Origin of the sequence: Mycobacterium hippophais, from assembly GCF_027529605.1 — a bacterium.
GTDB classification, from domain to species: domain Bacteria; phylum Actinomycetota; class Actinomycetes; order Mycobacteriales; family Mycobacteriaceae; genus Mycobacterium; species Mycobacterium arseniciresistens.
The window spans coordinates 156,906-179,863 of sequence record NZ_JAPZPY010000002.1; the positions used below are offsets into that span (position 1 = coordinate 156,906).

The window sequence follows — 22,958 nt, forward strand, 5'->3', positions numbered from 1 at the left end:
ACGAAACATCTCGACAGAGAAGGAGTACCCGATGGCGTGGTTCCTCGCGCTGCAAGGCCCGCCCAAGGCCGGCGGCCAGTCGTTGCTCTACGAACTCGACGAGTCGGCCGACCGGGACAAGCTCGCCGAGGAGATGGCCAGCGCCGCCGTCCTGGATCGCGTCGTCCCGGTGCCGGCGGTGTTCCAGAGCCAGCGCAGGCCCGTGACGCTGTACGTGCGTCCGGCGGCGTGGGGCGTGTGGGCGTTCTACGAGATGTCCGACGAGGAACGTCGCCAGATGCTCGCGGCGAACCCGCTCGTCAACGCGCTGGCCCAAGCCGCGCGCCAGCAGCAGGGCAAGAAGCCGACAGACCCGGGAGTGCCGTAGCCACCGGACCGATTTCGTCCACACACGCCGATCACATTGGCGTGCATAGACGTATTCCTTGACAGGAATATCTCCTTCGCTCTACGTTGAGTTCGTGCAGGCGACGATCTTCGGGGCACTTGCCGAGCCGAGCCGGCTACGGATCGTCGAGTTGTTGCGCGCCGGCCCCCTGTCGGTCGGCGAGATCGCCGAGACGCTCGACATCCGCCAGCCGCAGGCCAGCAAGCACCTCCGGGTGCTCGGTGAAGCGGGGATCGTCGCAGGGGAAGCGCTTGCCCGGCAACGCATCTACCACCTCGAGGCGGAGCCGTTCGCCGAGATCGGCCGCTGGGTCGAGTCGTTCGAACGCCTGTGGAACATCCGGCTCGACTCGTTGGGCAGGTTCCTCGAAGCCATCACCGACGACTCTCACGAGCACTGACGAAAGGATCACCATGTTCGGCCTGTTGAAGAAGACGAAGGAACTCGACCTCGAACGCGACTACCGCGCCCCTGTCGGTGTCGTGTGGGACGCCTGGACGCGTCCGGAGATGCTGCGGCAGTGGTGGGGTCCCGAGAAGACCTTCGTGCCCGAGTGCGAGATGGATCTGCGCGTCGGCGGCCGCATCCACGTGGTGATGGAGGCCGGCGAGGAGATGGGCAAGTACCAGGGCACCCGGTGGCCCATGACGGGCACCTTCACCCGCATCGAGGAGCCCTCGGCGCTGTCCTACGACGCCCGGTCCTGGACCGAGGGCGAGGAGGACACCTCGACCATCCACCACACCAACGACATCACCCTCGAGGAGCGCGACGGGACGACCACCGTGCGACTGCACGTCACGATCACCCAGATCGGCGCCAAGGCCAAGATGGCGGCCTTCGGCATGAAGTGGGGCTACAAGGCCCAGCTCGGCAAGCTCGACAAGCTGCTGGCCGCCCGTACCTGAGGTGTGGCGGCCGCCGGGGTGGCCGGCGGTGTCACCCGCAGCCGCCGGTGCTCCACGGGATGGTGCAGAACTGCGGCATGTTGTCCATATTCGGTGAGAACGATGCGGTCTCCAGCGATGTGGGGTCCGGCTTCGGTTCGGCTGTCGCCCCCTCGCCGCCGACGTGATACGTGCCGTCCTTCGGGTACGTGCCCGCCTGCGCCACGTCCACACCGACGGCGCCCAACAACGCCGCCGCCCCTATCAGCGCGGCCACCATCCTGGCTTTGAACTGCATGTCGCGTCCTTTCCCCGATCGGTTCACCGATGGACGCAGGGTCGGCGCCGTTGCAGAACCTCGTTCTGTCCGCCCCATCGACTGTGTGGAAAAAGCCTAACCACGCCAGGGGTCGGGGGCCCCGCCATGACAGGGGTCTGCCAGCAGAGCCACAGGGACCTTCAACGTGGTCTGGGCAGCACCCGACGCGGGTGAGTGAGCGGTGCGACGGTGAAAAAGGTGGCTCCCCCGGCTGGACTCGAACCAGCAACCCTTCGGTTAACAGCCGAATGCTCTGCCAATTGAGCTACAGGGGACTGCCTGTCCGCGATCGTTGTCCGCGGATCGAGGGATGACTCTAGCGTACGCACCGAGCACCCCGCCAATGCGCTCCCGGGTCAGCGCGAGGTGGGCCACTTGAGGCAGGATGGAACCAACGAACCGTCTTGCGGGAGGGGCTTTGTGATCGGGTATGTCGCCGTGCTGGCGGTGGGCTACGTGTTGGGTTCGAAGGCCGGCCGTCGCCGCTACGAGCAGATCTCCGGGACCTATCGTGCGGTGACGAGCAGCCCGGCCGCCAAGGCCGTGATCGACGCCGGACGGCGCAAGGTGGCCGACCGGGTGTCTCCCGACCCGCAGATGGTGACATTGACCCCGATCGACTCGGAGACCGATGTGCTCACGCCGCAACCGGCGGAGCAGCAGCGCAGAACGCGCTAGTTGACGCCCTGAGAGATCGTCCGGCCGGGCAGCAGCGGACCGGTGGAGATTCCCAGGCCGTTCTCGCCGAACGCGACCTCGGGCGTGCCGACGTTGATGCCGTTGCCGTTGGCGTAGGACAGGCAGTTGCCGTCCTCCTTGTTACCGAACCAGGCCAGGCAGGCAGGGCCGGCGAGGTCCTGGGCCGGAGCGGCGCTCAGCGCCGACGCGGCGAACGGTGCGGCGATGGCGGCCACGGCGAAGGCACCGGCGGCGATGGAACGTCGAGCCTGCTTGGAGATCCTGGTCACGGCTTGCCTTCCTCGGACATGGTCGTACAGCGGATTCACCATAGCGTGCCGACGGCGTTCACGCAGTGAGGTCGTCACCGCTGGCCTGTTCCAGCAGGCTGCGGCGGTAGGCCTCCATCGCCACCAGATCCCCGAACAGCGCGTGGTAGTCATCGCTGTGGTCGACCGGTGACATCCGCTGCAGCTTCGACTTCACCTCGGCGATCTGCCTGCCGACCCACACCTCCTGCAGGCGGGCCAGCACTCCACCGATGTAGCGGGGCAGCTTCTCCTCGTCCTCCACCTGGAATGCGTCGGCGCCCAGCTCGTTGACGAGGTTGGCCGCAGCCGGCGACGCCGTCTGCTCGCGCACCGCCTCGATCCACTGCGCCCCGGACAGCCCGGCCGACGTGCCGCCGGCCGCCGCGATGGCCGCGCGGACCGCCGCGTAACCGGGATGGGTGAAGCTGTCGACGGTCAACGTGTCGAACACCGGCCCGGCCAGCGCCGGATACTGCATCGCCGACTTGAGCGCCTCGCGCTGCGGCCACAGCGTCGGATCGGCCGGGTCCGGCCGGGCAGGCGCGTCGGCCGCGGGCCGGGTGGCCCTGGCCGACGCCGACTCCGCGGTGCGCCGCCTGCCCTTGTCGGGCAGGCCCCGCTTCTGGGCCTCCTCGCGGACCCGGCTGAGCACCTGCGCCTCGTCGCTCCACCCGGTCCAGCCGGCCAGCCGGCGCGCGTACTCGTCGCGCAGGGCGTAGTCGCGGATCCGGGCCACCAGCGGCACACACCGGCGCAGCGCGTCCACCTGGGCCTGCGGGTCGTTGTCGAGGGTCTCCCCGTCGGGGATGAGGCTTCGGACCGCGAACTCGAACATCGGGATGCGCCGCGCCACCAGGTCGCGCAGCGCGTTGTCGCCGTATTTCAGCCGCAGGTCGCAGGGGTCCATCCCGTCGGAAGCGATGGCGACGAACGACTTTCCGGCCACCTGCTGATCACCGTCGAACGCCTTGAGCGCCGCCGCCTGGCCCGCCGCGTCGCCGTCGAACACGAAGATCAGCTCACCGCGGTACCAGTTGTCGTCCATCATCAGCCGGCGCAGCAGGGCGAGGTGCCCGTCACCGAAGGCGGTGCCGCACGACGCCACGGCCGTGGTCTCGTGCGACAGGTGCATCGCCATCACGTCGGTGTAGCCCTCGACCACCACCGCGCGGTGGGACTTGGCGATGTCGCGCTTGGCGAGATCGAGCCCGAACAGCACCGACGACTTCTTGTACAGCACCGTCTCGGGGGTGTTGACGTACTTGGCCTCCATCGGGTCGTCGGCGAAGATGCGGCGGGCGCCGAACCCGATCACCTCCCCACCGGGGGCCCGGATCGGCCAGAGCAGCCTGCGGTGGAACCGGTCCATCGGCCCGCGCTTGCCCTCCCGCGACAGCCCGGCCGCCTCGAGCTCTTTGAACTCGAATCCCTTGCGCAGCAGGTGTTTGGTCAGCTTGTCCCAGCCCGACGGGGCGAAACCGCAGCCGAAGTGCGCCGCCGCCGCGGCGTCGAAGTTGCGTTCGATCAGGTACTGCCGCGCCGGTGCGGCCTCGTCGGACTGCAGTGCCTCGGCGTAGAACTCGGCGGCGGCGGCGTTGGCGGCCAGAAGCCGGCTCCGGCTGCCGCGGTCGCGCTGCACGTTCGTGGTGGACCCGCCGGTGTAGGTGACGGTGTAGCCCACGCGGTCGGCCAGCAGTTCGACCGACTCGACGAAGCTGACGTGCTCGATCTTCTGCAGGAAGGTGAAGACGTCGCCGCCCTCGCCGCAGCCGAAGCAGTGGAAGTGGCCGTGGTTGGGCCGGACGTGGAACGACGGCGACTTCTCGTCGTGGAAGGGACACAGGCCCTTGAGTGAGTCGGCGCCGGCGCGGCGCAACTGCACGTAGTCGCCGACGACGTCCTCGATGCTCACACGTTCACGGATGGCCGCGATGTCGCGATCTGGTATCCGCCCGGCCACCGATCCAGTCTAGAGGTCGGTCACAACGGCCTGGGCGAGCGCGCTTCGTGCACTCGTTCCAGCCGGCCCTCGGTGTAGGAGGCGATCTGGTCGACCACCACCCGCAGCCGGGAGCCGTCGTCGGATGCCGCGTCGAATTCGGCGGCGAACTGCGGGTCGAGGCTGCCGGGTGCCTGCGCCCACAGCGCGAGCGCCACCTCCCGGATGCGGGTCCGCTGGTCGGCCTGGATCCGCAGATGCCCGTGGTCGGACATGATGAAGTGCAATGCCAGCATCTTGAGCACCGCCACCTCGGCGCGCACCAGCACCGGCACCGTCAGCTCGGTGTCGAAGCGCCGCAGCGGGCCGGGTCCGGCAACGCCGCGGGTCTCGGTGATCGCGGCGTTGGCGAATCGGCCGACGAGTTCGCTGGTCATCCGCTTGAGCGCGACCGAGGCGGCCAGGGTGCCGTCGTACTTGCCGACGTCGGCCACCACGGGGACCTTCGACAGCCGCTCGGCGGCGGCCAGCAGGTCGTCGGTCGCCAGCGTCGGGAAGGACTCGGCGCCCAGCCGGGCCAGCGACGCGGCCTCGTCGGCGTCGGCGAGCACCCGCAGGTCGATGCGTCCGGAGATCACGCCGTCCTCGACGTCGTGCACCGAGTAGGCGACGTCGTCGGCCCAGTCCATCAACTGCGCCTCCAGGCATGGCCGGTCGGCGGGCGCGCCGCTGCGCACCCACTGCGCCGCGGTCATGTCGTCGTCGTAGAACCCGAACTTGCGGCGCTCGGCGGTGCGCTGCCACGGGTACTTCGTCACCGCGTCGAGCGCCGCCCTGGTCAGGTTCAGGCCCGCGCCGCGCCCTTGCGGGTCAAGCACTTTGGGTTCGAGCCGGGTCAAGATCCTGAAGTTCTGCGCGTTGCCCTCGAAGCCGCCGAACACCGTGACGATCTCGTCGAGCGCCCGTTCGCCGTTGTGTCCGTACGGCGGATGGCCGATGTCGTGGGCCAGGCCGGCCAGGTCGACCAGGTCCGGGTCGCAGCCCAGCCCGACGGCCATCCCGCGGCCGATCTGCGCCACCTCCAGTGAGTGGGTCAGGCGGGTGCGCGGGGTCTCCCCCTCACGCGGTCCGACCACTTGGGTCTTGTCGGCCAGCCGGCGCAGCGCCGCGCAGTGCAGCACCCGCGCGCGATCACGGGCGAAGTCGGTGCGGTGCTCGGTGTCGGCGCCCGGCAGCCCGGCGCCCTTGGGGTCCTCGACCACCAACCGCGCGCGGTCGAACTCGTCATAGGTATCCCGATATGCAGCCACCGACGCTCAGTCTGCCAGGGTGCCCATGCGGGCCGTGCCGTCACGCCTGGTGGCCGACCGGCACTACATTGACCACCATGCGTTTCGCCCGCCTGCTCAGCGTGGTGTGCGCCGTCCTCACGGTCGGCGTCCTCATCGCCCCGAACGCCGCCGCCGAACCACCGTTCCGGGTGCCTGACTACGTCACCGACAACGCCGGCGCGCTCGACAGGACCCAGCGCGCCGAGGTGCAAGCGGCCGTCGACCGGCTCTACGACACCCGCGGCACCCGGTTGTGGGTGGTGTACGTCGACCGCTTCGGCCAGGATCCGGTCGCGTGGGCCGACACGGCCACCGAGCTCAGTGACTTCGGTGACCACGACGCGCTGCTGGCCATCGCGGTCGTCGAACGGTCCTACGCGTTCCGGGTGCCGACCGCCGTCATCGGCCAGTCCGAGGCCGACCGTCTGCAGCGCAACGAGATCGAGCCGATGCTCCGCCGCCAGGACTGGGCCGGCGCGGCGATCACCGCCGCGCAGGGCCTCGACGTCGCCCCGCCGCAACCGCTGCACGTGTCGCCGCTGGCCATCGCGGTCGTGCTGGTGCTCATCGTCGCGATCGGACTGGTGCTGTGGTGGTGGCAGCGCCGGCGCCGCCGTAAGCGCCGCGCCGCCGAGTTCGAGGCCGCCAAGCGGGTGGACCCCACCGATCCCAACGCATTGGCCGCCGTTCCCATCGACGCGCTCGACGACCTGTCGAAGGCGATCGTGGTGGACGTCGACAACGCGGTGCGCACCAGCGACGGCGAACTGGCGATGGCGGTCGGAGAATTCGGCCCGCAGCGCACCGAACCGTTCGTGCGGGCCGTGGCGACGGCCAAAGCGGCACTGGCGCAAGCATTCTCCGTGCGTCAGACGCTCGACGACGCGATCCCCGAGGCGCCACTACAGCGACGCGACCTGCTGACCCGGGTGATCGTGTCCGCCGCAACCGCCGACCGCGAACTCGACGCACAGAGCGAGGCGTTCGAGCAACTGCGCGACCTGGTGATCAACGCGCCCGACCGGCTGGACACGCTGACCCAGCAGATGGTCGACCTGACGGCCCGGATAGCGCCCGCCGAGCAGACGCTGGCCGGCCTGCGTGCGCAGTTCGACGCCGCCGCACTGTCTTCGGTGGCAGGGAACATCGACGCGGCCAAGGAGCGGCTCGCGTTCGCCGATCGCCACATCACCTCGGCGCGTGCGCTGGTGGCGCGGCCCGCCGGCGATCAGATCGGCCTGGTGGACGCCGTGCGTGCGGCCGAGTCGGCGCTGGCGCAGGCCCGTCAGCTGTTCGAGGCGCTCGACAGTGCCGCGGGCGACATCAACCGGGCGGTGGCGAGCCTGCCCGCGGCGATCGCCGACCTGCGCGCCGGTATCGCGCACGCCGGAAGCCTGCTGCAGAAGCCGGACACACCGCAGGCCGCCGAACTCACCGCCGCGCTGAAGAAGGCCAACGACGCGGTGCGCGCCGCCGAGGCCGGCGGGCCGACCGATCCGCTGGGCACCTTCACGGCTCTGACCAAGGCCGACGCGGATCTGGACCGGCTGCTGGCCAGCGTGCACGAGCAGCGCGAAGCCGCCGAGCGGCTGGTCCGCGCACTGGACCAGGCGGTGGTCACCGCCCAGTCGCGGATCCGGGCGGTGTCGGACTTCATCGACACCCGCCGCGGCAGCATCGGCCCGGAGGCGCGCACCCGGCTCGCCGAAGCGGGCCGCCAGCTCGAGGCGGCGCAGGCCAAGCGCAGCACCGATGTGAGCGAGGCCGTCGCGCACGCCAACGGCGCGTCCATGCTCGCCGCGCAGGCGCAGTCGCTGGCCAACGACGACGTCCAAGCCGCCCAGCAGACCTTCACCTCGCATTATCCCGGCGGCGGCTCGGACCTGGGGGCGGTGATCGGCGGCATCATCATCGGCAACGTGCTGCGCGGCGGGTTCAGCGGCGGCGTCGGCACGAGTGGCTGGAGCGGCGGGTACAGCGGCGGCCGCGGGATGGGGCGGTCGACGTCGTTCGGCGGCTCGTCGCGGTCGTCGGGCCGCAGCTACAGCGGTGGCGGCGGCCGGTTCTAGGCTCCGCTTTCCCGGCGAGCAGACGCAAAATCCCGTCGACACCGGCGTGTCGGGGGGATTTTGCGTCTGCTCGCGGGAAGAGAGCTAGGCGCCCTTGAGGCGGACGGCCAGGTAGTCGGAGACCTCCGACAGCGCGACCCGGTCCTGGGTCATCGCGTCGCGCTCGCGGATGGTCGCCGACTGGTCCTCGAGCGAGTCGAAGTCGACGGTCACGCAGAACGGCGTGCCGATCTCGTCCTGGCGGCGGTAGCGGCGCCCGATCGCCCCGGCGTCGTCGAACTCGACGTTCCACGACTTGCGCAGTTCGGCCGCCAGGTCGCGGGCCTTCGGCGACAGATCGGCGTGCCGCGACAGCGGCAGCACCGCGGCCTTCACCGGCGCCAGCCGCGGATCAAGCTTGAGCACGGTGCGCTTGTCGACGCCGCCCTTGGCGTTGGGCGCCTCGTCCTCGGTGTACGCGTCGACCAGGAACGCCATCAGCGACCGGGTCAGGCCGGCCGCCGGCTCGATTACATACGGCGTGTAGCGCGTCTCGGTGGCCTGGTCGTAGTACGACAGGTCGACGCCGGAATGCTTGGCGTGCGTGGACAGGTCGAAGTCGGTGCGGTTGGCCACGCCCTCGAGCTCACCCCACGGGTTGCCCGCGAAGCCGAACTTGTACTCGATGTCGACCGTGCGGTCCGAGTAGTGCGACAGCTTGTCCTTCGGATGCTCGTAGAGCCGTAGGTTGTCGCGGTCGATGCCGAGGTCGACGTACCACTGCAGCCGGGTGTCGATCCAGTACTGGTGCCACTCGGGCGCCGTCGACGGCTCGACGAAGAACTCCATCTCCATCTGCTCGAACTCGCGGGTGCGGAAGATGAAGTTGCCCGGGGTGATCTCGTTGCGGAAGCTCTTGCCGATCTGGCCGATGCCGAACGGCGGCTTGCGCCGCGACGTGGTCACCACGTTCGCGAAGTTCACGAAGATGCCCTGTGCGGTCTCGGGCCGCAGATAGTGCATGCCCTCCTCGGTCTCGATCGGGCCGAGGTAGGTCTTGAGCATCATGTTGAAGTCGCGCGGCTCGGTCCACTGACCGGGGTCGCCGGTCTCCGGGTCGCGGATGTCGGCCAGCCCGTTGGCCGGCGGACGGCCGTGCTTGGCCTCGTAAGCCTCGATCAGATGGTCGGCGCGGTACCGCTTGTGGGTGATCAACGATTCCACGAGCGGGTCGTTGAACACCTCGACGTGGCCCGAGGCCACCCACACCTCACGGGGCAGGATGATCGCGCTGTCCAGGCCGACGACGTCGTCGCGGCCGGTGACCACCGACCGCCACCACTGCCGCTTGATGTTCTCCTTGAGCTCGACGCCCAGCGGCCCGTAGTCCCACGCCGACTTCGTGCCGCCGTAGATCTCACCCGACTGGTAGACCAGGCCACGGCGTTTCGCGAGGTTCGCAACGGTGTCGATGATGGATGCCACGGTGCATCAGCGTAGCGACACCTGAGGGACCGATTGACATGCGTATGCCTGCATGTATTGTGGCTGGCATAATGAAAACCATTCCCACTATTGCCGACGAGGGCGCAGAGGACGGCGGCGGGCCGGTCGAGCACGGCCACCAGCACGGCGCCGCGCCGATGCCCGACCTGCCCGCACGTGAGGTGCTCGAGACCGCGGGTGAGCTGCTGCGCGCGCTGGCCGCACCGGTCCGCATCGCGATCGTCCTGCAGCTGCAGCAGTCCCAGCGGTGCGTGCACGAGCTGGTCGACGCGCTCGGCGTGCCGCAGCCGCTGGTCAGCCAGCACCTGCGCATCCTCAAGCAGTCCGGCGTGGTGGCCAGTGAGCGGTCCGGACGCGAGGTGCTCTACCGCCTCGTCGACCATCACCTCGCCCACATCGTGGTCGACGCCGTCGCGCACGCCGCCGAGGACCCGCGATGACGGGCGCAGGCACCGGCGTCCGGGCCACCCGGCAGCGCGCGGCGATCACCGAACTGCTCGGGGAACTCGACGACTTCAGGTCCGCCCAGGAGTTGCACGACGAGCTGCGACGACGCGGCGAGGGCATCGGCCTGACGACGGTCTACCGCACCCTGCAGGCGATGTCCGCGGCAGGCGTGGTCGACACCCTGCGCACCGACACCGGCGAGTCGGTCTACCGGCGCTGCTCGGAGCACCACCACCACCACCTGGTGTGCCGGACGTGCGGGGCTACCGTCGAGATTCAGGGCCGGTCGGTGGAGACGTGGGCCGCGGACATCGCCCGCAGGCACGGCTTCTCCGACGTCAGCCACACCATCGAGATTTTCGGGGTGTGTGGCGCCTGCGCCTCGTCAGCCGAGTAGCGACCGGCGCACGTCGGCGCCGGCCGCGAGCACCATCATGATCAGCGTGCGCAGTGCCTCGTCGGACAGCCCGTTGCCCGGGAAGTTGTAGCGCAGCAACACATCCGCGGTCTTCTTGGAGTTGCGCTTCGCCGACGCGGCCACCGCGGCCTCGCCGCTCTTGGCCGCCAGCGACACCGTGCCCAGCAGCGTGGCGTGCGCGTGCTCGGCGACCTTCGCCCGTAGTTTCGCGTCCAGCGGCTGGTCCCACACCAGCATCTGGGTCAGCGCCACCAGGTCCAGACCCTCCGCGACGGGCACCACCCGCAGCGAGGCGAACGTCTCGTCGTAGTGCACGGTGATCGCGCCGTCGGATTCCTGCACCACCGGCAGTGCCTCCGTGAGCGCCGACGCCAGCCGCTGCGGCAGGTCGGGTGTGGTCACGGTGCGCCGCTCAGGCCCTGCCGAAGCGACGGTTGCGGCTGACGTACTCCTCGCACGCCGCCCACAGGTCGCGCCGGTCGTAGTCCGGCCAGAGCTTGTCCTGGAAGACGTATTCGGCGTAGGCGGATTGCCACAGCAGGAAGTTGCTGGCCCGCTGCTCCCCCGACGTGCGGATGAACAGGTCGACGTCGGGGATGTCCGGCCGGTGCAGATGCCTGGCGAACGCGGCCTCGGTGATGCGGCCCGGCTTGACCTTGCCGTCGGCGGCCTCCTGCGCCAGCACACGCGCGGCCTCGACGATCTCGGTGCGGCCGCCGTAGTTCACGCAGTAGTTGATCGTGATGACGTCGTTGTCGACCGTCATCTCCTCAGCGATGTCGAACTCCTTGCTCACGCTGCGCCACATGCGCGGGCGGGATCCGACCCAGCGCATCCGCACGCCCATGTCGTTGAGGTTCTCCCGGCGCCGGCGCACCACCTCACGGTTGAAGCCCATCAGGAAGCGCACCTCCTCGGTGCTGCGCTTCCAGTTCTCGGTGGAGAAGGCGTACACCGTCAGGTGCTTGACACCGATCTCGATCGCCCCGCAGGTGATGTCGATGAGCACCGCCTCGCCCATCTTGTGGCCCTCGGTGCGGTGCAGCCCGCGCTGAGTGGCCCAGCGGCCGTTGCCGTCCATCACCACGGCGACGTGCTGGGGCACCTGGTCGGCTGGGATCTTCGGTGCGGCCGCCTTGCTGGTGTGCTGCGGCGGGCGGCAGAACGGGCCGTTGGTCTTCGGCGGCAACTCGGGGAACACCACCGGCCACGTCGACTTGTCGGGGAAGGTGGGGTAGTCGTCGGGCGCCGGGTCGAGTTGCGGGAATTCGCCTTTCCGCGCCCTCTTCTTGCGCTCAGCCGCCTGCGGCAAGCTGTTCGCCTGGTTCGTCGCCACGGTGGACATCCTGCCCCAACCGCGCGATGCGGTGGTCGGCGACCGTGCGATCCATCCGATAGAAACGTTCGACCAGCGGCAACGTCTGCAACTGTCGCTCCAGGTGCCACTGCAGATGCGCCGCGACCAGTCCGCTGGCCTGACTGCGGTGCGACGAGGACGACGCCTCGGCCGCTTCCCAGTCGCCGTCGTGCAGCGCGGCCATCAGGTCCACCACGCCCTGCGGCGGCGTCACCGACCCCGACGGCCTGCAGTGCACGCACACGCTGCCGCCCGCGGCCACGTGGAACGCCCGGTGCGGACCGGGGGTGGCGCACCGGGCACATTCGGTGAGCGCAGGCGCCCACCCGGCGATCCCCATGGCGCGCAGCAGGTAAGCATCGAGCACCAGCTCCCGGGGGCGGCTGCCCTCGGCGACCGCCCGCAACGCCCCGACGGTCAGCCGGTGCAGCGCGGGTACCGGTGCGTGTTCCTCGCCCGCCAGCCGTTGCGCGGTCTCGAGCACCGCGCAGGCGCAGGTGTAGCGGCCGTAATCGCTGACGATGTCGCCGGCGAATGCGTCGATCGCCTGCACCTGGGTGACGATGTCGAGGTTGCGGCCCGGGTGCAGTTGAACGTCGATGTACGCGAACGGCTCGAGCCGGGCACCGAACTTGCTCCTGGTGCGCCGCACACCCTTCGCCACCGCGCGGACCAGCCCGTGGTCGCGGGTGAGCAAGGTGACGATGCGGTCGGCCTCGCCGAGTTTGTGTTGGCGCAGCACGACGGCGCGGTCCCGGTACAGCCGCATCGTCACAGTCTTCCACCACGCCCCGACATGAGCCGGTAAGCACGCCGTTACGCTCGGCGGTGATGCTCGACTCGCCATCCTCCCGCCCGCCCCGCACCGCCTTCCCCACCCTCACCGACCAGCTCTATCAACTGGCCAGCGGTGCGGTCACCTCGGTCGAGCTGGTCGCCCGCTCCCTGGCCGCCATCGAGGCCAGCCAGCCGACCCTCAACGCCTTCCGGGTGGTGCTGGCCGACCAGGCCCGCGCCGACGCCGTCCGGGCCGACCGCCAGCGCGCCGCGGGCGCGCAGCAACCGCTGCTCGGCATCCCGATCGCGGTCAAGGACGACGTGGACATCGCCGGGGTGCCCACCCGCTTCGGCGCCGACGGGACGGTGCGCCCGGCGCGTGAGGATTCCGAGGTGGTGCGCAGGCTGCGGGCCGCCGGTGCGGTCATCGTCGGCAAGACCAACACCTGCGAGCTGGGCCAGTGGCCCTTCACCAGCGGGCCGGCGTTCGGCCACACCCGCAACCCGTGGTCGCGCGAGCACACCCCCGGCGGCTCGTCGGGCGGCAGCGCCGCGGCCGTGGCCGCCGGACTGGTCACCGCGGCGATCGGCTCCGACGGCGCAGGCAGTGTGCGGATCCCGGCGGCGTGGTGTCACCTCGTCGGCATCAAACCGCAGCGCGGCCGCATCTCCACCTGGCCGCTGCCCGAGGCGTTCAACGGCATCACGGTCAACGGCGTGCTCGCGCGCACCGTCATCGACGCCGCGCTGGTCCTCGACGCGGCGTCGGGTAACGCGGCGGGCGACATGCACCGGCCGGACCCGGTTCGGGTGGCGGACTTCGTCGGCCGGGCTCCGGGCCCGCTGCGGATCGCGATGTCGACGAAGTTCCCGTTCACGGTCTTCAGGGCGAAACTCCACCCGGAGATCCGCACCGCGATGCAGCGCGTCGCGGGACAGCTCGAACAGCTGGGTCACACCGTGATCGCCGCCGATCCCGACTACACCGTCGGCATGTCGTGGAACTTCCTGTCGCGCAGCACCTCCGGACTGCTGGACTGGGCCGAGCGGCTCGGTCCCGGGGTCGAACTGGACAAGCGCACGAAAGCCAATCTGCGCACGGGCCGGTTGTTGTCGGAGCACGTGCTGCGCAAGGCGCGGCGCCGGGAGGCCGCGGCGCAGCGGCGCATCGGGTGGGTCTTCAACATCGCCGACGTGGTGCTGGCGCCGACCACCGCCCTGCCTGCGCCACCGGTGCACGACTTCGACCGGCGCGGCGGGCTGTCCACCGACCGCACGATGATCAAGGCGTGCCCGGTGACGTGGCCGTGGAATCTGCTGGGGTGGCCGTCGATCAACGTGCCCGCCGGTTTCACCGCCGACGGGCTGCCGATCGGTGTCCAGCTCATGGGCCCGGAGGCCAGCGAACCGCTGCTGGTGTCGCTGGCCGCCGAACTGGAGGCCATCAACGGCTGGGTGACCAGGCAGCCGCCACGGTGGTGGGACGTACCCCCGGTGATCCCGGGTCCGACAGAGGGTCAGGGATAGGGAAAGACCCGATTCATCCCCCCGCGCGCGGCAATAGCGTCACTTTCGCCGGCAGCCAGGGAAGCGCTGCCGCACCGCAACTGGAGGACGATCGATGAACAGCACGAAGCTCATTCCGCTGTCCGCGGCACTGATGGCGGCCGCCGCCCTCACACCGGCGCCGGTGTCGGCCCAACCTTTCGGACCCGACACCTGTATCAGCGGATTCGTCTGGCGGGAGGCGGCGCCGGGTGACAACGTCTGCGTGACGCCGGCCACCCGCGACGCCACCGCGGCACAGAACGCACAGGCCGTCGCCAATCGGGATCCCAACGGCGCGTTCGGATCCAACAGCTGCAAGCAGGGATTCGTGTGGCGTGAGGCGTTCGACGGCGACGTCGTGTGCGTGACCCCGGATGTGCGGGCCGCCACGAAGGCCGACAATGCCCAGGCGGCATCCAGGAAGGTCGCCGACGCACCCCAGGAAGCGCCCGCGGCTCCGGTGGGGAATTCCACTGTGCGCTACGAGGTCACCGGGCCGGGCGAGGTGTTCAACATCGTCACCGATCCGCCGACGTCGCAGGTGGCCGATCACACGGTGTTGCCGTGGGTGCGTGAGACGACCGTCGACCCGAACGAGGACATGCTGCAGGTGGTCGCCACCGGTCGCGACGTTCCGGGACCGGGCTGCCGCATCGTCCTCGACGGCGACGTGGTCGCCGAACAGCCGATCGGCGGCAACGCGCACTGCATCTGGACCCGCTAGAAACCCAAGCGGCCCAACTGTTTCGGGTCGCGCTGCCAGTTCTTGGCGATCTTCACCCGCAGTTCCAGGTACACCTTGGTGCCGAGCAGCTTCTCGATCTGGGTGCGGGCGGCGGTGCCGACATCCCGGAGTCTGGCACCGCCCTTGCCGATCACGATGCCCTTCTGGCTGTCGCGTTCGACGTAGAGGATGGCGTGCACATCGATCAGGTCGTCCCGGTCTTCGCGCGGGTTGATCTCCTCGATCACCACGGCCAGGGAGTGCGGTAGTTCGTCGCGCACACCTTCGAGGGCGGCCTCGCGGATCAGCTCGGCCATCAGCGTCTCCTCGGGCTCGTCGGTCAGCTCGCCGTCGGGGTAGAAGGCCGGACCCGGCGGCAACTGGGCGGCGAACACGTCGATGAGCACGTCGAGTTGTTCGTCGGCCGTGGCCGACACCGGCACGATCTCGGTGTCCGGCCCCACCAGCTCGCTGACCGCCATCAGCTGCGCGGCGACCTTCTCCTTGGAGACCTTGTCGATCTTGGTGACGATCGCGACCAGCGTGGTCCTCGGCGCCACCGCCCTGATCTGCTCGAGGATCCACCGGTCGCCGGGGCCGATCGCCTCGTCGGCGGGGATGCACAACCCGATCACGTCGACCTCGGAGTAGGTGTTCTTCACCAGCTCGTTGAGCCGCTGCCCCAGCAGCGTGCGCGGCCGGTGCAGGCCAGGGGTGTCGACGAGGATGATCTGGAAGTCGGTGCGGTGCACGATGCCGCGGATGGTGTGCCGCGTGGTCTGCGGCCGGTTCGAGGTGATCGCCACCTTGGTGCCCACCAGCGCGTTCGTCAGCGTCGACTTGCCGGTGTTCGGCCTCCCGACGAAACACACGAACCCCGAACGGAATTCACTCACGCGGTGACCGTTCCCGCCCGATCGGTGACGATGACGGCAGCGCCCGGTGACAGCTCGCGCACCGCGGCGACACCGGCGTCGTCGCCCGCCCCGCCGACGAGCACGGCCGCCTCGAGGCCGGTGGCCCCGCTCGACACGGCGGCGGCCACCGCGGCCTGCAGGGCCGTCAGCTGCAGGGCGGCCAGGCCCACCGGCGCGCCGGCGTAGGTCCGGCCGTCGGCGTCGCGCACCGCCGCTCCGCTCGCCGCCTCGGCGCGGCCCATCGCGCCGCGTGCGAGCACCACCAGCTTGGCGTCCTCGGCATCGAGATCGGTCATTGGCTCTCCTCGTCGTTCTCGTCGGCGGTGGGCTCGGGGCTGACCAGCACGGTGCCGACCCGCACCCGGCCGCGGTGGTCCGGCCCGCCCTCGGCCCGCAGCCGCAGGCCGTCCCAGGTGACCTCGGCGCCGGGCAGCGGCACCCGGCCGAGCTCGAACGCCACCAGACCGCCGACCGTGTCGACGTCGAGATCGTCGTCGAACTGCATGTCGTAGAGCTCGCCGAGGTCCTCGATCGGCAGCCGTGCCGATACCCGGAAGTGCCGCTCCCCCAGCTCTTCGACGGGTGCGACCTCGTCGGTGTCGTACTCGTCGGCGATCTCGCCGACGATCTCCTCGAGCACGTCCTCGATCGTCACCAGTCCGGCGATGGCGCCGTACTCGTCGACCAGCAGCGCCATGTGGTTGCGGTCGCGCTGCATCTCGCGCAGCAGCTCGTCGAGCGGCTTGGAGTCCGGGACGAACACCGCCGGGCGCATCACCTCGGTCACCGATGTGTCGCGGCCCCCGGTGACGGAGGTGTAGGTCTGTTGCACAAGGTCTTTGAGGTAGACGACACCGATGATGTCGTCGACGTTCTCACCGATCACCGGGATCCGCGAATGCCCGCTGCGCACCGCGAGCGACGTCGCCTGGCCGGCCGACTTGTCCCGCTCGATCCACACCATCTCGGTGCGCGGCACCATCACCTCGCGCGCCGCGGTGTCGCCGAGCTCGAACACCGACTGGATCATCCGGCGTTCGTCGTCGGCGACGACGCCGCTCTGCTGGGCCAGGTCGACGACCTCACGCAACTCGATCTCCGAGGCGAACGGGCCGTTGCGGAAGCCGCGGCCCGGGGTCAGTGCGTTGCCGATCAGCACCAGCAGCCGGCTGATCGGGGTGAGCAGGATCGACAGTGCCTGCAGCGGTATCGCGCTGAACAGGGCGATCTGGTAGGCGTGCTGCCTGCCGAGGGTGCGCGGGCCGACGCCAACGGCGACGAAGCTGACGACGACCATGATGGCCGCTGCGGCGAACAGGCCCCAGCTCACCCCGAGATGGCCGTCGAGGAAGGCGACCAGCAGCACGGTCGCGCTGATCTCGCAGGCGATGCGTAGCAGCACGATCAGGTTGATGTAGCGCGGCCGCTCCGTCATCACCTTGGCCAGTCGCACCGAGCCGGGGCGCTCGTCGCGCATCAGTTCTTCGACACGCGCCATCGACACCGTGCTCAATGCGGCGTCGATGGCGGCGAAGGCGCCGCCGAGGACGACCAGGACGATGGCACCGATCAGCTGGGGTAGGCCGGTCATGGGTGTCCGCCGCCGTCAGGGATGGTCGAAATATCGCGACTCGTCGATCAACCGACGGTCCTTCTGGGTCTGCCGGTCCTGGTGGTATGCCTCGACCTGGTCGGCCACCCACCCCTCGAGCAGTCGGCCCTGCAGGGCGAACATCTCTTTCTCCTCGTCCGGTTCTGCATGGTCGTACCCGAGTAGGTGCAGGACGCCGTGCACGGTCAGCAGCGCCAGCTCGTGACCGAGCGAATGCCCTGCAGCCTCAGCCTGTTTGGCGGCGAACTCCGGACACAACACGATGTCGCCGAGCATGGCCGGTCCCGGATCGGGCGCGTCGGGCCTGCCGCCCGGTTCGAGCTCGTCCATCGGGAAGCTCATCACGTCGGTCGGGCCCGGCAGGTCCATCCAGCGCATGTGCAGGTCGGCCATCGCCGAGGTGTCGAGCAGCACCATCGACAGCTCGGCCGCCGGGTGCACCTTCATCTCCCCGATGACGAACTTCGCGACGCTGATCAGTTCCTCTTCGGCGATGTCGATCCCCGACTCATTGGACACCTCGATACTCACGGCGGCTACCGCCTGGAGCGGCCGCTGGACGCGCGCCGCTCCGCCCGGTTCATCAACGCGGACTCCTCGGATCTGGCGTAGGCGTCGACGATGTCGGAGACCAATCGGTGCCGCACGACGTCGGCGCTGGTGAGTTCGGCGAAGTGGATGTCGTCGATGTTGTTCAGGATCCGGGCGGCCGCCTGCAGACCCGAGGTGGCGCCGCCGGGCAGGTCCATCTGGGTGATGTCGCCGGTGACCACCATCTTGGCGCCGAAGCCCAGCCGGGTCAGGAACATCTTCATCTGCTCGGCCGTGGTGTTCTGCGCCTCGTCGAGGATGATGAATGCATCATTCAGCGTTCTCCCACGCATAAAAGCCAGCGGCGCCACCTCGATCACGCCGGCACTCATGAGCTTCGGGATCAGCTCGGGATCCATCATGTCGTGCAGCGCGTCGTACAGCGGCCGCAGGTACGGGTCGATCTTCTCGTAGAGCGTGCCGGGCAGGAACCCGAGGCGCTCACCGGCTTCGACCGCCGGGCGGGTCAGGATGATCCGACTGACCTGTTTGGACTGCAGCGCGTTGACCGCCTTGGCCATCGCCAGGTAGGTCTTGCCGGTGCCCGCGGGCCCGATCCCGAACACGATGGTGTGCGCGTCGATCGCATCGACATAGCGCTTCTGGTTCAGCGTCTTGGGCCGGATGGTCTTGCCGCGCCGCGACAAGATGTCCAGCGTCAGCACCTCGGCGGGTGACTCGTTGCCGGTGCCGGTGAGCATCGACACGCTGTGCCGGATCGCGTCGGGCGTGAGCCGCTGGCCGCTGCCCGCGATCGCCAGCAGTTCGGAGATCACCCGCTCGGCGAGGGCCACGTCGGCGGGCTCTCCGGACATGGTGAGGGCGTTTCCGCGGACGTGGATGTCGGCGGTGAGGAGTTCTTCGAGTGCGCGCAGATTCTCGTCGGCGGAACCGAGCAGTCCCATGACGAGGTCGTGCGGAACATCGATGCTGCTGCGCACCGGTGCGGCCGGTGCCGGGCCAGCGTTCGTCTCGCGTGGCGTCACGTGGGTTTTTCTGCCTGCTTCCTGGTTGCTCAACGGGCGCTCTTGACAGCCCAGTCTACCGCCGGGTACCGACGGACCCCAATGCATAACCGAAGGACGGGTATCGCCGCGGCCGCCTGCTGGACGGCGGGCGCGGGCGGCTATCTGCTCGCCGAGGCCGTCGCCGCCGCGCACCACCCGGGCTACAGCTACGCGCACGACGCGATCAGCGACCTGGGCACCCCGCAGTCGCCGTCGGCGGTCCTGATGAACGCCGGGTTCTGCCTGCAGGGGGCGATGTTCCTGCTCGGCGCCGTGCTGGCGGTGCGCGCCGTTCGACCGTCACGGCCCGCGCCGGTGCTGGTGTGCGCGGCGGCGAACGCGGCCGGGAACGTGCTCGTCGCGACGGTGCACAGCGGCGCGGGACCCTGGCACGTCGTCGGCGCGGTGCTGGCGATCGCCGGCGGCAACCTGACCGCGCTGGCCGCCGCCCCGATGCTGCGCCCCGCCGCCGTCCGGTGGGCGTCGGCCGCACTCGGCGCCACAGGATTGGCCTGCGCGGCGATGTGGGTGATCACCGACCGGCTGCCGGGCCCGGTGCTGGAGCGGGTGAGCGTGTACACCATCGTCTGCTGGCAGGTGCTTGCGGCGGCCGCGCTACTGCCAGCGTGGCGTGAGCGCGCCCAGCGCACCGAGCGCGACGGCGGCGGCGGTTGACGTCCGCAGCACCGACGGGCCCAACCGCACTGCCTGCGCGCCTGCGCCGGTCAGCGCGGTCACCTCGTCGCCGGTGATGCCGCCCTCAGGGCCGATGATCAGCATCAGCGAATGTGCCTGCGCGACATCTATTTCAGTGATCGGCCGGCTCGACGACTCGTGCAGTATCAGTGCGGTGACCGCGGCGTCGGCGCGCACCCGGCTCACCAGGTCTGCCGTCGACAGCACCCCGGTGACGGCCGGGATGAACGGGCGGCGGGACTGCCGAGAGGCCGCCCGCGCCACCGCACTCCACCGCCGCAGACCCTTGTCGACCTTGGCCGCGGACTCCCAGCGTGCGACGCACCGCGCCGCCTGCCAGGCCACCACCGCGTCCGCCCCGGCCTCGGTGGCCAGTTCGACGGCCAGCTCGGAGCGCTCGGACTTCGGGATCGCCTGCACCACGGTGACCGGCGGCGCAGCGGGCGCCACGGTGCGGCGGTGCAGCACCCGCGCGGTCAGGCGGCCCTTGCCGGTCTCGGTGACCTCGCAGTGCGCGACGACGCCGGCGCCGTCACCCAGGTCCAGCCGCTCGCCGACCCTGATGCGCCGAACGTTGGCCGCGTGGAAGCCCTCGTCGCCGTCCACCACCACCGGCAGGCCCTCGGCGGGGATCGCGTCGACGTAGAAGAGCGCGTCGGTCATCGAGGACGAATGGGCCGCTCAGCGGCCGCTGAACGTCTCGCGCAGGCGGCTGAACAACCCGCCCGATGCGGCAGACGACTGGGTCGAGCGGACCTCGGCGGCGTCGCGGACGCGGCGCTCCTTGAGCTGGCGGAGCAGCTCGCTGTCCTGACTGTCCAGCCGGGTCGGCACCACCACGTCGATGTGGGCGTGCAGATCGCCCCGCACCCCCGACCGCAGATGGGGCATGCCGTGGCCGCGCAGCGTGACGACCGCACCCGGCTGGGTGCCTGCCGGGATCGTGATCTCGGTCGGGCCGTCGAGGATGGCGTCGACGGTCACGGCGGTGCCGAGGGCGGCGTCGATCATCGGCACCGAGACGAAGCAGCGCAGGTCGTCGCCGTCGCGGACGAACACGTCGTGCGGCTTCTCGTGCACCTCGACGTAGAGGTCGCCTGCCGGCCCGCCGCCGGGCCCGACCTCGCCCTGGGCGGCCAGCCTCACCCGCATGCCGTCGCCGACGCCCGCGGGGATCTTCACGCTGATGTCGCGGCGGGCGCGCACCCGGCCGTCGCCGCCGCAGCGGTGACACGGGTCGGGGATGACCTCGCCCACGCCGCCGCACACCGGGCATGGCCGGGACGTCATCACCTGGCCGAGCAGAGAGCGCTGCACGGTCTGCACCTCGCCGCGGCCGCCGCAGGTGTCACAGGCCACCGGTGTGGAGTTGCCGTGGGTGCCCTTGCCCTTGCAGAGGTCACAGAGCACCGCCGTGTCGACCGTGACCTGCTTGGTCACGCCGGTGGCGCACTCGGTCAGGTCGAGCCGCATCCGCAGCAGCGAGTCCGAGCCGGGGCGCACCCGCCCGACCGGGCCGCGCGATCCGGCGCCGCCGCCGAAGAACGCCTCGAACACGTCGCCGAGGCCGCCGAACCCGCCGCCGAATCCGCCGTTGGCGCCGCCGCCCGCGGTCTCCAGCGGGTCACCGCCGAGGTCGACGATGCGCCGCTTCTCGGGATCCGAGAGCACCTCGTAGGCGACGCTGATCTCCTTGAACCTCGCCTGGGCGGCCTCGTCGGGGTTGACGTCGGGGTGCAGTTCGCGCGCGAGCCTGCGGTAGGCGCGCTTGATCTCCGATTCACTCGCGCCCTTGCTGACTCCGAGCAAGCCGTAATAATCGCGTGCCACGCTTCGCCTGTTCTGTCCTGTCGCCGGCCCGTCCGGGCTCAGCGGCTGCCTAAGACTTCGCCGATGTAGAGAGCAACCGCAGCGACATTAGCGATAGTTCCCGGATAGTCCATTCGTGTGGGCCCCAGCACACCCATGCCGCCGTACACCTTGCCCGAACTGCCGTACGCCGTGCTGACCACCGACGTGCCCGCCATCTGCTCGGCCTCGGTCTCGTGGCCGATGCGCACGGTCACCTTGCCGGCCTCCTGCTGCACGGCCAGCAACTTCAGCACCACCACCTGCTCCTCGAGTGCCTCGAGCACCGAGCGCAACGAACCGCCGAAGTCGGCGGTGTTGCGGGTGAGGTTGGCCGTGCCGCCGAGCAGCAGCCGTTCCTCTCGGTGCTCCACCAGCGTCTCCACCAGCACGGTGGCCGACCGGCCGACCGCGTCGGACAGCCCGCCGGACCCGTCGAGGTGTGCGGCGAGATCCGAGACCGCCACGGTCGCCGCCGAGAGCGGCTTGCCCTCGAGCGCCTGACCGAGCAGTTCCCGCAGCTTCGACAGCTGGTGGTCGTCGATCGCGTCACCGAGTTCGACGATGCGCTGGTCGACCCGGCCGGTGTCGGTGATGACCACCAGCAGCAGCCGCGCCGGGGTCAGCGCCACCACCTCGAGATGGCGCACCGTGGACGTGGTGAGGGTCGGATACTGCACCACCGCGACCTGCCGGGTGAGCTGCGCCAGCAGCCGCACCGCGCGGCGCAGCACGTCGTCGAGGTCGACGCCGTTCTCCAGGAACGTCAGGATGGCCCGCCGTTCCGAGGACGACAGCGGCTTGACCTCGTCGAGGCGATCGACGAACTCGCGGTAGCCCTTCTCGGTGGGCACCCGCCCCGAGCTGGTGTGCGGCTGGGTGATGTAGCCCTCGGCCTCGAGCACGGCCATGTCGTTGCGCACGGTGGCGCTGGACACGCCGAGGTTGTGCCGTTCGACGAGCGTCTTGGAGCCGATCGGCTCCTTGGTGGTCACGAAGTCGGCGACGATGGCCTGCAGTACCTCGAACCGACGATCGTCGGCACTTCCCATGTGTTCACCTGCCCCTGCCCGTGAGTTTGACACCATTTTACGGTCACGGGCGCCGCGACCTCCGCGCGAGCGGCCGATCGGCCCCGCGACGGGCCGCGTCAGGCTCGGCTAACCTGGCGAACCGGGGTTGAAAAGCACGGGGGACCGAGTGCCGAAGGCGCGCCGATGATCTTCAAGGGTGTCCGCGAGGGCAAGCCGTATCCCGACCACGGGCTGAGCTACCGCGACTGGTCGCGCATCCCGCCGCGACAACTCCGCCTCGACGAGTTGGTGACCACCACCACCGTGCTGGCGCTCGACCGGCTGCTGTCGGAGGACTCGACGTTCTACGGCGACCTCTTCCCGCACGCGGTGCGCTGGCGCGGCGTCGTCTACCTCGAGGACGGTCTGCACCGCGCGGTGCGCGCCGCGCTGCGGAACCGGATCGTGCTGCATGCGCGCCTGTTCGACATGGACGTCCCGCTGGCCGCGCAGCAGGGTTAGCCGCGGCCGCACCGGCCAGACGATCGCGAAGCGATCCCGGACGCTGACGCCTTGTCCGGCGCCGCGGCCGACCA

The 22,958-nt window shown here is 70.0% G+C and carries 27 protein-coding genes and 1 tRNA gene; 11 read left to right on the top strand and 17 right to left on the bottom strand.

What is annotated here, in order from left to right; translation table 11 throughout:
• Positions 1-31 precede the first annotated feature (31 nt).
• The 3 genes from O6P37_RS06415 (at position 32) to O6P37_RS06425 (ending at position 1,296) form a co-directional block, all read left to right on the top strand.
• Positions 32-367, top strand: a complete 336-nt coding sequence (locus O6P37_RS06415) for a hypothetical protein (RefSeq protein ID WP_269893285.1) — start codon at positions 32-34, stop codon at positions 365-367.
• 94 nt (positions 368-461) lie between these two features.
• The gene (locus tag O6P37_RS06420; RefSeq protein ID WP_269893286.1) at positions 462-788 is read left to right on the top strand and encodes an ArsR/SmtB family transcription factor; all 327 of its coding nucleotides are present in this window, start codon (positions 462-464) and stop codon (positions 786-788) included.
• A 13-nt stretch (positions 789-801) separates the two neighbouring features.
• Positions 802-1,296, top strand: coding sequence for an SRPBCC family protein (locus tag O6P37_RS06425; protein WP_264012704.1), 495 nt, complete (start codon positions 802-804; stop codon positions 1,294-1,296).
• Positions 1,297-1,327: 31 nt separating this feature from the next.
• Here O6P37_RS06425 and O6P37_RS06430 read toward each other — a convergent pair whose 3' ends face one another.
• Positions 1,328-1,573 (bottom strand): hypothetical protein, encoded by a 246-nt coding sequence (locus O6P37_RS06430; protein ID WP_269893287.1) that lies wholly within the window; start codon positions 1,571-1,573, stop codon positions 1,328-1,330.
• Between the two features lie 220 nt (positions 1,574-1,793).
• Positions 1,794-1,869: transfer RNA gene (locus O6P37_RS06435), tRNA-Asn, on the bottom strand.
• 145 nt (positions 1,870-2,014) lie between these two features.
• Between O6P37_RS06435 and O6P37_RS06440 the strand changes: the two genes are divergently transcribed.
• Positions 2,015-2,272 carry a hypothetical protein gene (locus O6P37_RS06440; RefSeq protein WP_264012702.1) on the top strand — a complete coding sequence of 86 codons (258 nt, stop codon included), beginning with the start codon at positions 2,015-2,017 and terminating at the stop codon, positions 2,270-2,272.
• On the opposite strand, the gene O6P37_RS06445 is transcribed toward O6P37_RS06440, so the two are convergent.
• From O6P37_RS06445 to O6P37_RS06455, 3 genes are read right to left on the bottom strand one after another with little or no spacing between them, the layout of a single operon-like run.
• On the bottom strand, positions 2,269-2,562 hold the full coding sequence (locus tag O6P37_RS06445) for a DUF7155 family protein (RefSeq protein ID WP_269893288.1): 294 nt from the start codon (positions 2,560-2,562) through the stop codon (positions 2,269-2,271). The genes O6P37_RS06440 and O6P37_RS06445 overlap by 4 nt on opposite strands.
• Positions 2,563-2,620: 58 nt before the next feature.
• Positions 2,621-4,543 (bottom strand): DNA primase, encoded by a 1,923-nt coding sequence (dnaG, locus tag O6P37_RS06450; protein ID WP_264012700.1) that lies wholly within the window; start codon positions 4,541-4,543, stop codon positions 2,621-2,623.
• A 20-nt stretch (positions 4,544-4,563) separates the two neighbouring features.
• Positions 4,564-5,832 (bottom strand): deoxyguanosinetriphosphate triphosphohydrolase, encoded by a 1,269-nt coding sequence (locus O6P37_RS06455; RefSeq protein WP_269893289.1) that lies wholly within the window; start codon positions 5,830-5,832, stop codon positions 4,564-4,566.
• A 77-nt stretch (positions 5,833-5,909) separates the two neighbouring features.
• Here O6P37_RS06455 and O6P37_RS06460 point away from each other — a divergent pair, with 77 nt between their 5' ends.
• A complete protein-coding gene (locus O6P37_RS06460; RefSeq protein ID WP_269893290.1) occupies positions 5,910-7,922 on the top strand; it encodes a TPM domain-containing protein in 2,013 nt (670 codons plus the stop codon).
• A gap of 84 nt (positions 7,923-8,006) precedes the next feature.
• Here O6P37_RS06460 and O6P37_RS06465 read toward each other — a convergent pair whose 3' ends face one another.
• Positions 8,007-9,386, bottom strand: a complete 1,380-nt coding sequence (locus O6P37_RS06465; protein ID WP_269893291.1) for a glycine--tRNA ligase — start codon at positions 9,384-9,386, stop codon at positions 8,007-8,009.
• A 71-nt stretch (positions 9,387-9,457) separates the two neighbouring features.
• On the opposite strand from O6P37_RS06465, the gene O6P37_RS06470 reads away from it, so the two are divergent.
• Together O6P37_RS06470 and O6P37_RS06475 are read left to right on the top strand one after the other, a co-directional pair.
• Positions 9,458-9,847, top strand: a complete 390-nt coding sequence (locus O6P37_RS06470; protein WP_408633121.1) for an ArsR/SmtB family transcription factor — start codon at positions 9,458-9,460, stop codon at positions 9,845-9,847.
• Entirely contained in the window at positions 9,844-10,251 is a 408-nt protein-coding gene (locus O6P37_RS06475) for a Fur family transcriptional regulator (RefSeq protein ID WP_264012694.1), read from the top strand. The genes O6P37_RS06470 and O6P37_RS06475 overlap by 4 nt, the downstream gene beginning before the upstream one ends.
• Here O6P37_RS06475 and O6P37_RS06480 read toward each other — a convergent pair.
• Genes O6P37_RS06480 through recO form a run of 3 tightly spaced genes read right to left on the bottom strand, consistent with a single transcriptional unit; the run spans position 10,240 to position 12,398 of the window.
• Positions 10,240-10,674, bottom strand: a complete 435-nt coding sequence (locus tag O6P37_RS06480; RefSeq protein WP_269893292.1) for a hypothetical protein — start codon at positions 10,672-10,674, stop codon at positions 10,240-10,242. The genes O6P37_RS06475 and O6P37_RS06480 overlap by 12 nt on opposite strands.
• A 10-nt stretch (positions 10,675-10,684) precedes the next feature.
• The gene (locus O6P37_RS06485) at positions 10,685-11,584 is read right to left on the bottom strand and encodes a decaprenyl diphosphate synthase (RefSeq protein WP_269893645.1); all 900 of its coding nucleotides are present in this window, start codon (positions 11,582-11,584) and stop codon (positions 10,685-10,687) included.
• Positions 11,568-12,398 carry a DNA repair protein RecO gene (recO, locus tag O6P37_RS06490; protein ID WP_269893646.1) on the bottom strand — a complete coding sequence of 277 codons (831 nt, stop codon included), beginning with the start codon at positions 12,396-12,398 and terminating at the stop codon, positions 11,568-11,570. The genes O6P37_RS06485 and recO overlap by 17 nt, the downstream gene beginning before the upstream one ends.
• A 62-nt stretch (positions 12,399-12,460) precedes the next feature.
• Here recO and O6P37_RS06495 point away from each other — a divergent pair, with 62 nt between their 5' ends.
• Positions 12,461-13,933 carry an amidase gene (locus O6P37_RS06495; RefSeq protein WP_269893293.1) on the top strand — a complete coding sequence of 491 codons (1,473 nt, stop codon included), beginning with the start codon at positions 12,461-12,463 and terminating at the stop codon, positions 13,931-13,933.
• Positions 13,934-14,027: 94 nt separating this feature from the next.
• The gene (locus tag O6P37_RS06500) at positions 14,028-14,678 is read left to right on the top strand and encodes an MmpS family transport accessory protein (protein ID WP_269893294.1); all 651 of its coding nucleotides are present in this window, start codon (positions 14,028-14,030) and stop codon (positions 14,676-14,678) included.
• Here the strand turns inward: O6P37_RS06500 and era are convergent.
• From era to O6P37_RS06525, 5 genes are read right to left on the bottom strand one after another with little or no spacing between them, the layout of a single operon-like run.
• Positions 14,675-15,574 (bottom strand): GTPase Era, encoded by a 900-nt coding sequence (gene era / locus O6P37_RS06505; RefSeq protein ID WP_269893295.1) that lies wholly within the window; start codon positions 15,572-15,574, stop codon positions 14,675-14,677. The two genes, O6P37_RS06500 and era, sit on opposite strands and share 4 nt — an antisense overlap.
• The gene (locus O6P37_RS06510; RefSeq protein ID WP_269893296.1) at positions 15,571-15,891 is read right to left on the bottom strand and encodes a cytidine deaminase; all 321 of its coding nucleotides are present in this window, start codon (positions 15,889-15,891) and stop codon (positions 15,571-15,573) included. Before O6P37_RS06510 ends, era begins: the two co-directional genes overlap by 4 nt.
• Positions 15,888-17,186: a hemolysin family protein gene (locus tag O6P37_RS06515; RefSeq protein WP_269893297.1), complete on the bottom strand. Its 1,299-nt coding sequence runs from the start codon at positions 17,184-17,186 to the stop codon at positions 15,888-15,890. The genes O6P37_RS06510 and O6P37_RS06515 overlap by 4 nt, the downstream gene beginning before the upstream one ends.
• A 15-nt stretch (positions 17,187-17,201) precedes the next feature.
• Positions 17,202-17,738 (bottom strand): rRNA maturation RNase YbeY, encoded by a 537-nt coding sequence (gene ybeY, locus O6P37_RS06520; protein WP_264011533.1) that lies wholly within the window; start codon positions 17,736-17,738, stop codon positions 17,202-17,204.
• 5 nt (positions 17,739-17,743) lie between these two features.
• Positions 17,744-18,784 (bottom strand): PhoH family protein, encoded by a 1,041-nt coding sequence (locus tag O6P37_RS06525; protein ID WP_269893298.1) that lies wholly within the window; start codon positions 18,782-18,784, stop codon positions 17,744-17,746.
• Between the two features lie 81 nt (positions 18,785-18,865).
• Here O6P37_RS06525 and O6P37_RS06530 point away from each other — a divergent pair, with 81 nt between their 5' ends.
• A complete protein-coding gene (locus tag O6P37_RS06530; protein ID WP_269893299.1) occupies positions 18,866-19,480 on the top strand; it encodes a DUF998 domain-containing protein in 615 nt (204 codons plus the stop codon).
• Here O6P37_RS06530 and O6P37_RS06535 read toward each other — a convergent pair.
• Genes O6P37_RS06535 through hrcA form a run of 3 tightly spaced genes read right to left on the bottom strand, consistent with a single transcriptional unit; the run spans position 19,421 to position 22,401 of the window.
• On the bottom strand, positions 19,421-20,164 hold the full coding sequence (locus O6P37_RS06535; RefSeq protein ID WP_269893300.1) for a 16S rRNA (uracil(1498)-N(3))-methyltransferase: 744 nt from the start codon (positions 20,162-20,164) through the stop codon (positions 19,421-19,423). The two genes, O6P37_RS06530 and O6P37_RS06535, sit on opposite strands and share 60 nt — an antisense overlap.
• Before the next feature lie 18 nt (positions 20,165-20,182).
• Positions 20,183-21,331, bottom strand: a complete 1,149-nt coding sequence (gene dnaJ / locus O6P37_RS06540) for a molecular chaperone DnaJ (RefSeq protein ID WP_269893301.1) — start codon at positions 21,329-21,331, stop codon at positions 20,183-20,185.
• A 38-nt stretch (positions 21,332-21,369) separates the two neighbouring features.
• Positions 21,370-22,401, bottom strand: a complete 1,032-nt coding sequence (hrcA, locus tag O6P37_RS06545; RefSeq protein ID WP_269893302.1) for a heat-inducible transcriptional repressor HrcA — start codon at positions 22,399-22,401, stop codon at positions 21,370-21,372.
• A gap of 165 nt (positions 22,402-22,566) precedes the next feature.
• On the opposite strand from hrcA, the gene O6P37_RS06550 reads away from it, so the two are divergent.
• Positions 22,567-22,884 (top strand): type II toxin-antitoxin system VapB family antitoxin, encoded by a 318-nt coding sequence (locus O6P37_RS06550; protein WP_264011527.1) that lies wholly within the window; start codon positions 22,567-22,569, stop codon positions 22,882-22,884.
• Positions 22,885-22,958: the final 74 nt, after the last annotated feature.

Bases quoted from the DNA above. Each gene is read 5' to 3' on its own strand.
- O6P37_RS06530 (WP_269893299.1), top strand. From the start codon at position 18,866: ATGCATAACCGAAGGACGGGTATCGCCGCGGCCGCCTGCTGGACGGCG.
- O6P37_RS06510 (WP_269893296.1), bottom strand. From the start codon at position 15,891: ATGACCGATCTCGATGCCGAGGACGCCAAGCTGGTGGTGCTCGCACGC.
- O6P37_RS06425 (WP_264012704.1), top strand. From the start codon at position 802: ATGTTCGGCCTGTTGAAGAAGACGAAGGAACTCGACCTCGAACGCGAC.
- O6P37_RS06470 (WP_408633121.1), top strand. From the start codon at position 9,458: ATGAAAACCATTCCCACTATTGCCGACGAGGGCGCAGAGGACGGCGGC.
- O6P37_RS06415 (WP_269893285.1), top strand. From the start codon at position 32: ATGGCGTGGTTCCTCGCGCTGCAAGGCCCGCCCAAGGCCGGCGGCCAG.
- O6P37_RS06500 (WP_269893294.1), top strand. From the start codon at position 14,028: ATGAACAGCACGAAGCTCATTCCGCTGTCCGCGGCACTGATGGCGGCC.
- O6P37_RS06495 (WP_269893293.1), top strand. From the start codon at position 12,461: ATGCTCGACTCGCCATCCTCCCGCCCGCCCCGCACCGCCTTCCCCACC.
- O6P37_RS06460 (WP_269893290.1), top strand. From the start codon at position 5,910: ATGCGTTTCGCCCGCCTGCTCAGCGTGGTGTGCGCCGTCCTCACGGTC.
- recO (WP_269893646.1), bottom strand. From the start codon at position 12,398: ATGCGGCTGTACCGGGACCGCGCCGTCGTGCTGCGCCAACACAAACTC.
- O6P37_RS06550 (WP_264011527.1), top strand. From the start codon at position 22,567: ATGATCTTCAAGGGTGTCCGCGAGGGCAAGCCGTATCCCGACCACGGG.
- O6P37_RS06475 (WP_264012694.1), top strand. From the start codon at position 9,844: ATGACGGGCGCAGGCACCGGCGTCCGGGCCACCCGGCAGCGCGCGGCG.
- O6P37_RS06430 (WP_269893287.1), bottom strand. From the start codon at position 1,573: ATGCAGTTCAAAGCCAGGATGGTGGCCGCGCTGATAGGGGCGGCGGCG.
- O6P37_RS06535 (WP_269893300.1), bottom strand. From the start codon at position 20,164: ATGACCGACGCGCTCTTCTACGTCGACGCGATCCCCGCCGAGGGCCTG.
- O6P37_RS06515 (WP_269893297.1), bottom strand. From the start codon at position 17,186: ATGACCGGCCTACCCCAGCTGATCGGTGCCATCGTCCTGGTCGTCCTC.
- hrcA (WP_269893302.1), bottom strand. From the start codon at position 22,401: ATGGGAAGTGCCGACGATCGTCGGTTCGAGGTACTGCAGGCCATCGTC.